Raw genomic sequence first — 7,883 nt, forward strand, 5'->3', positions numbered from 1 at the left:
GCCCACGACCACGACTGAGCCCACGACCAACCCTTCGGCGTCGCAACGTCCGAGCAGCAGCGCTTCCCCCGCGACCAACGCAACTTCGCAGACCGAGAGTCCTTCGAGCCAAGCACCCTCCGAGACACAGTCTCCTTCCGAATCGCAGCCGAGTTCCGAGCAGTCGTCCGCGGTAGCGGCTCCGCCGGCTGGACCGTCTGATCCGCAGGGACCGTCAGCGGGCGGCGGAGCGCCTGCACCCTCTGCCGGTGGACCGGCAAACGCTGCGCCGGGCGCAGTCGCAGCCCCTTCCGCACCCGAGGTTCTGGCCGCACCCGCACCCGTAGCTCCGCAGGTACCGTCGAACGTTCCGAACGTCGCGGCTCCGACTGACAACCCGCAGGCATTTCCGACGGCGTTCACTCAAGGGCTTCCGCCGATTCTCAACGCCGCCGCCGTCGCCGGCGGTGTAGGCGGAATGGCAGTGGTAGCGGCCGGTGCGGGAGCACTGACTTTCCGCGGAGCATCGCTGCAGAAGGCGCGATTGGCTGCCGCGCGTGCCGAATTCCTGGCACCCGGATCACAGGGAGGTGCGTGAGTCGTGCCGGACAGACGTTCACATCGCCGCGTTCTGGCCGCGGTGGATGCCGTATGCGACGCAGCAGCGTCGTCGGAGGCAGTGTCACTGCTGACGGTGGTGCAGACAGTCGCCCGCGAGCGTGGGCGCCCGATCGAGATCGATCTGGAAACCCCTCTCGCCACCGGAGTGTGCGGTCAGCGCCGGGCCTACGACGACCACGACGTCATCGTTTTGGCTCCCGGACTACCCAATGTCGAGCGGACTCTGGCACATGAGTTGGGGCACATAGTGTTTCGCCACGAGGGTGCCGAGATCGCCGAGGCGACGCTCGAGGTCAGTGACGATTTGATCGCCTACATGTTGAGTCAACGTTCTCTGCGGCGCAACGAACCCGTGCCGATGGACGACATCGCGGAGTGGGAAGCCGAGACGTTCGCGTCGATGTTGATCATGCGTCTGCGAACGATGAGTGGCCGTGGGACACCGCTGTCGGTGTTGCGGTACGACGAGGCGATCGGATGATCTTTTGGGCTGTGGCCCTTCTCGTCTGGGTTGCAGCCGGCGCGAGACTGGGTCGAGTTGTCGCGCGCACCGCGACGCCGTTGCGAATGTCGATGGTCTTTGCAGGCTTCTCGGTCGCATTGTCGTCGACGGTCATGGTGCCGGCGGTATGGGACATCGTCGATCGCATTGCGCCGGACCAGCATGCCGCCGCGATGATCGTCATCGTCTTGTGGACAGCGTTGTCTGCGGCCAGTGCAGTCGGCGCCGTGTCTGCGTGGCCGGTGATGTCACGTCCGGCTATGCGCGGCCTCGCCACCGTGCTGTACTCGGTGGGGCTCCTGGTGGCGATCGCGGTTCTCTTCGGCTACCCGGCGCCGGCTCTGATCTTTATCATCGTCGCTCTGTCCCTTGTCATTTCGACGGGGCTACGGCACGTTGCGTGGGCGCCGTTGGGGCGCGGAATCGCGTTGATCGTGACCGGTTCGTCGATCCTGCTCGTCGTAGTCGTCGTGATGCTTGTCGAATCGATCGGTGGCACCGGCGCACTCGAATCGGATATCTGGACGGGCGCAGGGGTGTGGTTCATCGCTGCCTCGAGTGTTCTGATTGCGCTGGGCATCACGTGGGTGCTTCTCGAGACCTGGCTACGTGCGCGACGAGATCTGTACCGGCTGCGGCGGATGCACGCGCTTCTCGTCAAGCGATTCCCCGAGGTAGTCGACGCGGACAGCGCCGGGAGTACGTCTGTGCTGCGGGCATCGGACATGATCGCGCAGATCATGGATGCGATGTACATCCAGTCCGGCGCCGGGATGTTCGACGTCGGTGGTCAGGAACCGCCGCGGGCCGTCACTGCACACGCGGGGATTTTGGCGGGGTGGATCGCCGATCCCTTGGCCTCGGATGTGTTGGACACCAGGTGGATTGCGCCTCCTGAGAAGATGTCGGCGCGCCGATGGGTGTTGTTGTTGGCGAAAGAACTCGATGAAACGACAAAAGTAGGTCGACGTTCGTAGTCGACCTACTCCATGTCATTGCAGTGCTCGAGATCGAGTCAGTGCTTCAGCACGTTCACATCAGCGTGACGCGTCAGGCGGAACCTCTGGCAAACCTTCACTCGCGCGGAGCTTTTCAGCCATCGTGGTGAGTAGATTCTGCGATTCTTCCGAGAGGTCGAATGCACGGCTCGAGAGGCGGCGAAGCCCGTAGCCTTGGAGCTGTGAGAGCAGTTCGAGATCGTGATCGATCTTGGCTGCGTAGATGTCGTTGAAGAAGTAGTCGGGCTTCACCTTGAAGAACCGGGCGAAGGCTGCGACTGTCTCGTCTGAGGGGTTGGTGCGCTGTCCCGAGCGGAGCTGCGAGATGTACGGCTTGGAGATCTGATGGCCGTCTTCGATGAGCGCTGCCGCAACCTCGGCGTTGGTATGGGGTTTGCGCCCCGGAGGATGAACACTGTCGAACAGTTTGTTCAATCGTTCTGCAAAGTCAGCCATTGTGAACCGCCCCGTAATCCTCTCTAGCTAGCAATTGTCCGTTCAGTGAATCCTACGGTATCACGCGGATAACCGATCGGTAGCTCACCGTAGTCTGTTTAGTGGACTAGTTGTCAAATGTGTCCGAGATTCGATTCGTCCGGCCAATGAGTGCTCAGCTATGTCTCAGCGCACATTGAGTTTCCGCCACACGGAAATGTGCAGCTACGACTGCGCTATTCGAACCTTCCAGTACTTGGCCAATCTGCCCAATATCAAACCTTTTACCCGTTTTGGCGATATTAGCTATGCGTTAGCCTGGTTTTTCACAACTATTTCGATTGAAAAACTGCAGTTCAAGCGATGTTTGAAGGTTTGGGGTCGCGATCAGGGTGGCTGGTTGCGATGTCATGCGGATCACCTCGGGGTTGAACCTTGAACGGTTTGCCGGATTGCGATCTGTGCTAGCTAAACCCTCCGAGTGGGTGCAGAATTGTGACATGAAACACACGATGAGCGATGATGAATTGCGCCGCGCAATCCGTGAAATTCAGGATCGAGCCCACGACGCACGCAAGCGTGGGGACGATGTAGCGGCGGAAGAACTCGACCGTACGGTCAAGGGCTATCAAGAGCAGATGATGCAGCGTCTCTAGTGCTCGCTGCGGTCGTCTCTGTGCGGTGTTTGCGCGGAGTACGGCCGTGCCCCGCAGGTCGTCTTGCGTGTTTCAGGGCGGCCGCACCGTGCGTGCGTAGACTTTCCCGCATGTCCACAGTACGAGTGCGGGGGAGTGTTCATCCATGTCTGTAAGGTCGCTCGACGGCAAGAAATGCCTGATCACCGGCGCCGGTAGTGGAATTGGACGTGCAACTGCGCTGCGTGCATCAGAGGTCGGCGCCGAATTGTTTCTCACCGATATCAACAGCGTCGGATTGGAAGAGACGGTCGCGATGGTCGGCGCCGGCGGCGGCACGGTCAGCATGGCGAAGGCACTCGATATCTCGGACTACGACGAGGTCGTGAAATTCGGTACCGAGATTCACACTCAATTTTCTTCGATGGATGTCGTCATGAATATCGCCGGCATTTCAGCGTGGGGAACTATCGAGAACCTCGAACATCGGCATTGGAAGTCCATGGTGGACGTCAACCTGATGGGGCCGATCCATGTCATGGAGACGTTTGTTCCACCCATGATTCGTGCCGGCAAGGGTGGACACCTGGTCAACGTGTCTTCGGCTGCCGGACTTTTGGCCCTGCCGTGGCACGCCGCCTACAGTGCGAGCAAGTTCGGCCTTCGCGGGGTGTCCGAGGTGCTGCGATTCGATCTGAAGCGGCACGGAATCGGGGTCAGTCTGGTTGTGCCGGGTGGGGTGAAGACGCCATTGGTGGGAACCGTGGAAATAGCGGGTATCGACAGGAACGACCCGCGGGTCGAAAAACTCACGCACCGGTTCGAGGCGCGTGCTGTCTCCCCGGAGAAGGTGGCGTCGTGCATTCTGCGGGGAATCGAGAAGAATACGTACCTCGTATATACGTCCAATGACATCCGATTCGGATACTGGTGGGCGCGCAAATTCGCCCTGCCTTACGAGTTCGTGATGCAAAAAGCGAACGACCAGTTCAGTAAATTGCTCAAGCGATGAGCGTTAACTCCGCCGGGACTTTTATCTAGTCGAATAGGGACCAAAGTCATGCCGAAGAGTTTTCACTTCGATATCGAATTCAAATATCCGATCGACGACGTGCATCGAACTTTGACCGACCCGAATTATTGGAAAGGCAGACTCGGAGACCTTTATGCCACCTCGGACATCGAAGTTCGAGACGGATCGATCGAAGTATCCGTGTCCGAGGAAATCGACTCCGCCTCCCTCCCGAGCCTGGTCGCCAAGGTTGCGCCGAGTCGGCTCGGTCTGAAACGGGTCGATCGGTGGGGACCTCTGTCGGACGGGCGTGCAGCAGGGTCGGTCACCGGAATCGCGCGGGGACTGCCGATCCGAATCGAGACGACGCTCGATCTCACCGCCGCCGAGTCCTGCACGCGGTTGGTCGTCGACGGAACGGCTGAGGTGAAGATGCCGATCATCGGCGGCCAGATCGAGAAGTTGCTGAAGAAGACCGTCGAGGACTTGCTGGGGCGCGATCGGGACGCCGTCGAGTCATTTCTCGCCTGAGCCTGCACCGAAATCTACTTCCAGAACGCGCGCACCCGGGCCGGCGGATGCGAGTTGATCGTGCGGGTTGGCGAGGGCGCACCCCTCCAACGAGAGGCACCCGCAACCGATGCAACCGGTGAGGTTGTCCCGTAGACGTTCCAGTTGCTCGATGCGTAGATCGAGGTGGCGCCGCCACCCGGTCGACAATCTTTCCCAATCTGCGCGGTTCGGGGTACGGCCTTCAGGAAGTGTGCCGAGGGCCTCTCTGATTTCCGACAGCGGAATGCCGACGCGTTGCGAGATTCTGATGAAGGCGACGCGTCGAAGCGTGTCTCGTTGGTATCGGCGCTGGTTTCCGCTGGTCCGGCGACTGACGATGAGGCCTTCTCGTTCGTAGAAATGCAGGGCCGAGACGGCGACACCGCTGCGCTCGGAGAGCTGGCCGGGCGTGAGTTCCTTTGCCTTCCACGACGGCATCTCCATGGCGACTACCGGTCCGTCGCCCGGTGGAGGGTGGCGTGGAGATGATGTGTCAGCGGGGTGTCACCGTGCGCCATCCACAAGTCGTATGTCAGCGTGTCGCCCTGAACGCGCATGACTCGCCGGACGTCGTGAACCGGTTTTGCGTCGGGTGATGCTGCGAGCGTGAGACGGGTCAAGGCGAGAGTGCCTTCGGAGTCGAGGGTGCCGCGATGGATCTCGACGAATCCGGTGGGCTGGCTGACCAGCAATTCGAGCTCACCACCCGGTGTTGGGCGCAGGTATCCCGATTCCATGTGAAGCGGTCGTCCGTCGGGGAGCCCACGAGTGCGCGACGAGTAGGTGAGAAACGGTTTCGGGGTGGGCGCGAACTCGATCTCCTCGGAGTACTCGAAGTCGTCGATGGTGGGGAAATGTCCGGCTCCAGCGCCGACCCAGCGCCCGGTGAACCTCTCGATTCCGGCGCCGTTCAGCGCCGCCTGATCCGTACTACTCATTGCCTGGTCCTCTCGCCTGCGTCGGATCAGACGTTACGCGGACCGGTACGACAGCTGCTTGTCCCTGCTGGGTGGGGCCTACGGGATTAGTGTTCACTCATGAACGCTTCTGGCTCCGTCCCCCTCGGTGTCGATTCCGAGGTGGGCCGATTGCGATCGGTCATTCTTCATCGTCCTGGCGACGAGTTGAAACGATTGACTCCGCGCAACAACGACGAGCTGCTGTTCGACGCGTTGCCGTGGGTGGACCGCGCGCAGGAAGAACACGATCAGTTTGCGACCGTCCTTCGTGAGCGCGGCGTCGAGGTACTGCTTTTGTCCGATCTCCTCACCGAGGCGCTCGAGGTCAGTGGCGCAGCGAGGATCCAGGGAATCGCGGCCGCCGTCGACGCACGCAAGATCGGCCACGCGCTCGGGCAACACCTGGCCGCCTACCTGCGAAAGGTGGAGCCGAAGGAGCTTTCGTCGATCCTTACTGCAGGAATGACGTTCGACGAATTGCCGATCGATGCCGACTCGACCTCGTTGGTGCGCAGGATGCATCACGGCGGTGACTTCGTGATCGACCCGTTGCCCAACTTGCTCTTCACCCGTGATTCGTCGTTCTGGGTCGGGCCACGGGTCATCATCACGTCCTTGGCGTTGTCAGCGCGAGCTCGCGAATCCTCGATAACGGATCTCGTCTACGCGCATCACCCTCGATTCAAAGGCGTGCGCCGCGCGTACGAGTCGCACACGGCTCCTGTCGAGGGAGGTGACGTGCTGCTTCTCGCGCCGGGGGTGATCGCAATCGGTGTCGGTGAACGTACGTCACCCGCCGGAGCAGAAGCATTGGCGCGTAGCGTGTTCGACGACGGCCTCGCCCACACGGTGTTGGTTGTTCCGATCGAGCAACGCCGAGCGTCGATGCATCTCGACACGGTTTGCACCATGGTCGAGGCCGACGCGGTCGTCATGTATCCGGCCATTCAGGACACCCTGGCGGCGTTCACTCTGCGCAAGGAAGACGACGGGGTGAGTATTCGCGGTGCGACGCCGTTCCTCGAAGCGGCGGCCGACGCCATGGGAATCGGAAAACTGCGTGTGATCGACACCGGACTCGACACGGTGACTGCCGAGCGTGAGCAGTGGGACGACGGAAACAACACCCTCGCCGTCGAGCCTGGCGTCGTCGTCGCTTACGAGCGCAACGTCGAAACGAACGCCAGGCTGGAGGCCTCGGGTATCGAGGTTTTGCGAATCGCGGGTTCGGAACTGGGGTCCGGCCGAGGTGGTCCTCGGTGCATGTCCTGCCCGATCGCCCGCGATCCGCTGTAAGCCGTCGACGCTGTCAGAGAATTTCTTCCACCTTGGCTGCAGGCCGCGCGAGGACGGTGCCTTTGTCGGTGACCACGAACGGGCGTTCGATCAGAATCGGGTGCTCGATCATCGCGTCGAGGATCTCGGATTCGGATGCATCGGCGAGCCCGAGTTCCTTGTACTGCGTTTCGCGCTTGCGAACGGCTTGGCTGGGCTCGAGGCCGGCGTCGGCGAGGAGTTTTTCCAGCTCGGATCGGGTAGGCGGAGTATCGAGGTACTTCACAATGGTCGGTTCGATGCCGGCGTCGCGGATAAGTCCGAGAACAGTCCGCGACGTGTTGCACCGTTGATTGTGGAAGATGGTTGCAGATGCCATGTCCGTCATTCTGCCTCTGTGTCCGAACTCGTGGGACAAACAGGGGAACAACGGACACCTCCGGCGCGCTGCACTTGAAGTACCGACTTGTGAGGAGAAAACGATGACGGAACATCGAAGTGTGGACGAACGGCGCGTGGTCATTGCCGGTGGGCACGGCAAGATCGCGCAGCACCTGACGTACCTGCTGGCAGGACATGGTGATCGGCCGGTAGCGCTGATCCGCAACTCCGCGCACGAGGGTGCGGTCCGCACACTCGGCGCGTTCCCCGTGGTGATCGATCTGGAATCCTCCACGGTCGAGGAAGTTGCGAAGGTACTCGACGGTGCCGACGTCGCGGTCTTCGCCGCGGGCGCCGGACCTGGTAGCTCGATCGAGCGGAAGGACTCCGTAGACCGAGCTGCGGCGGTGCTGTTGGCCGATGCCGCCGAGAAAGCGGGAGTGCGTCGGTTCATACAGATCAGCGCCATGGGTGCTGGTGACGAAATACCGGAGAACACCGACGAGATTTTTGCCGCCTACCTGCGGGCGAAGA

General features: G+C 61.3%; 11 protein-coding genes and 1 pseudogene. 8 read left to right on the forward strand and 4 right to left on the reverse strand.

The genetic code is table 11. The features are described 5' to 3' along the window. The 3 genes and pseudogenes from A2J01_RS36215 to A2J01_RS01395 form a co-directional block, all read left to right on the forward strand. Positions 1 to 577: pseudogene (locus tag A2J01_RS36215) on the forward strand (hypothetical protein); the annotation flags it as partial. A 3-nt stretch (positions 578 to 580) separates the two neighbouring features. Next, positions 581 to 1,081, forward strand: a complete 501-nt coding sequence (locus A2J01_RS01390) for an ImmA/IrrE family metallo-endopeptidase (RefSeq protein WP_003946241.1) — start codon at positions 581 to 583, stop codon at positions 1,079 to 1,081. Next, positions 1,078 to 2,079 carry a hypothetical protein gene (locus A2J01_RS01395; protein ID WP_064111626.1) on the forward strand — a complete coding sequence of 334 codons (1,002 nt, stop codon included), beginning with the start codon at positions 1,078 to 1,080 and terminating at the stop codon, positions 2,077 to 2,079. The genes A2J01_RS01390 and A2J01_RS01395 overlap by 4 nt, the downstream gene beginning before the upstream one ends. Before the next feature lie 60 nt (positions 2,080 to 2,139). On the opposite strand, the gene A2J01_RS01400 is transcribed toward A2J01_RS01395, so the two are convergent. Further along, complete coding sequence (locus tag A2J01_RS01400) at positions 2,140 to 2,556, reverse strand: helix-turn-helix domain-containing protein (RefSeq protein ID WP_003946231.1); 417 nt, start codon at positions 2,554 to 2,556, stop codon at positions 2,140 to 2,142. A gap of 479 nt (positions 2,557 to 3,035) precedes the next feature. Here A2J01_RS01400 and A2J01_RS36220 point away from each other — a divergent pair, with 479 nt between their 5' ends. From A2J01_RS36220 to A2J01_RS01415, 3 genes are all read left to right on the forward strand, one after another. Continuing rightward, on the forward strand, positions 3,036 to 3,191 hold the full coding sequence (locus tag A2J01_RS36220; RefSeq protein ID WP_003946253.1) for a hypothetical protein: 156 nt from the start codon (positions 3,036 to 3,038) through the stop codon (positions 3,189 to 3,191). A gap of 145 nt (positions 3,192 to 3,336) precedes the next feature. Continuing rightward, positions 3,337 to 4,182 (forward strand): SDR family oxidoreductase, encoded by an 846-nt coding sequence (locus tag A2J01_RS01410; RefSeq protein WP_007729029.1) that lies wholly within the window; start codon positions 3,337 to 3,339, stop codon positions 4,180 to 4,182. Between the two features lie 48 nt (positions 4,183 to 4,230). After that, positions 4,231 to 4,713: a DUF2505 domain-containing protein gene (locus A2J01_RS01415; RefSeq protein WP_030536322.1), complete on the forward strand. Its 483-nt coding sequence runs from the start codon at positions 4,231 to 4,233 to the stop codon at positions 4,711 to 4,713. On the opposite strand, the gene soxR is transcribed toward A2J01_RS01415, so the two are convergent. Both soxR and A2J01_RS01425 read right to left on the reverse strand, forming a co-directional pair. Beyond that, positions 4,699 to 5,178, reverse strand: a complete 480-nt coding sequence (gene soxR / locus A2J01_RS01420; RefSeq protein ID WP_003946250.1) for a redox-sensitive transcriptional activator SoxR — start codon at positions 5,176 to 5,178, stop codon at positions 4,699 to 4,701. The genes A2J01_RS01415 and soxR overlap by 15 nt on opposite strands. A 5-nt stretch (positions 5,179 to 5,183) precedes the next feature. Continuing rightward, positions 5,184 to 5,672 carry an FABP family protein gene (locus tag A2J01_RS01425; RefSeq protein WP_003946270.1) on the reverse strand — a complete coding sequence of 163 codons (489 nt, stop codon included), beginning with the start codon at positions 5,670 to 5,672 and terminating at the stop codon, positions 5,184 to 5,186. Positions 5,673 to 5,771: 99 nt separating this feature from the next. Between A2J01_RS01425 and arcA the strand changes: the two genes are divergently transcribed. After that, complete coding sequence (gene arcA, locus A2J01_RS01430; RefSeq protein ID WP_003946210.1) at positions 5,772 to 6,989, forward strand: arginine deiminase; 1,218 nt, start codon at positions 5,772 to 5,774, stop codon at positions 6,987 to 6,989. A 13-nt stretch (positions 6,990 to 7,002) separates the two neighbouring features. On the opposite strand, the gene arsC is transcribed toward arcA, so the two are convergent. Further along, a complete protein-coding gene (arsC, locus tag A2J01_RS01435; RefSeq protein WP_003946209.1) occupies positions 7,003 to 7,356 on the reverse strand; it encodes an arsenate reductase (glutaredoxin) in 354 nt (117 codons plus the stop codon). A gap of 94 nt (positions 7,357 to 7,450) precedes the next feature. Here arsC and A2J01_RS01440 point away from each other — a divergent pair. Next, positions 7,451 to 7,883, forward strand: a 433-nt coding sequence (locus A2J01_RS01440) for an NAD(P)H-binding protein (protein WP_156519137.1), incomplete at its 3' end; no start/stop codon positions are given.

The sequence above is a fragment of the Rhodococcus sp. EPR-134 genome, from assembly GCF_001647205.1.
GTDB lineage: Bacteria > Actinomycetota > Actinomycetes > Mycobacteriales > Mycobacteriaceae > Rhodococcus_F > Rhodococcus_F qingshengii.

What these genes read in the sequence shown, in the direction of transcription:
- A2J01_RS01395 (WP_064111626.1), top strand. Translation starts at nt 1,078, where the DNA reads ATGATCTTTTGGGCTGTGGCCCTTCTCGTCTGGGTTGCAGCCGGCGCG.
- A2J01_RS01400 (WP_003946231.1), bottom strand. Translation starts at nt 2,556, where the DNA reads ATGGCTGACTTTGCAGAACGATTGAACAAACTGTTCGACAGTGTTCAT.
- A2J01_RS36220 (WP_003946253.1), top strand. Translation starts at nt 3,036, where the DNA reads ATGAAACACACGATGAGCGATGATGAATTGCGCCGCGCAATCCGTGAA.
- A2J01_RS01410 (WP_007729029.1), top strand. Translation starts at nt 3,337, where the DNA reads ATGTCTGTAAGGTCGCTCGACGGCAAGAAATGCCTGATCACCGGCGCC.
- A2J01_RS01415 (WP_030536322.1), top strand. Translation starts at nt 4,231, where the DNA reads ATGCCGAAGAGTTTTCACTTCGATATCGAATTCAAATATCCGATCGAC.
- soxR (WP_003946250.1), bottom strand. Translation starts at nt 5,178, where the DNA reads ATGGAGATGCCGTCGTGGAAGGCAAAGGAACTCACGCCCGGCCAGCTC.
- A2J01_RS01425 (WP_003946270.1), bottom strand. Translation starts at nt 5,672, where the DNA reads ATGAGTAGTACGGATCAGGCGGCGCTGAACGGCGCCGGAATCGAGAGG.
- arcA (WP_003946210.1), top strand. Translation starts at nt 5,772, where the DNA reads ATGAACGCTTCTGGCTCCGTCCCCCTCGGTGTCGATTCCGAGGTGGGC.
- arsC (WP_003946209.1), bottom strand. Translation starts at nt 7,356, where the DNA reads ATGACGGACATGGCATCTGCAACCATCTTCCACAATCAACGGTGCAAC.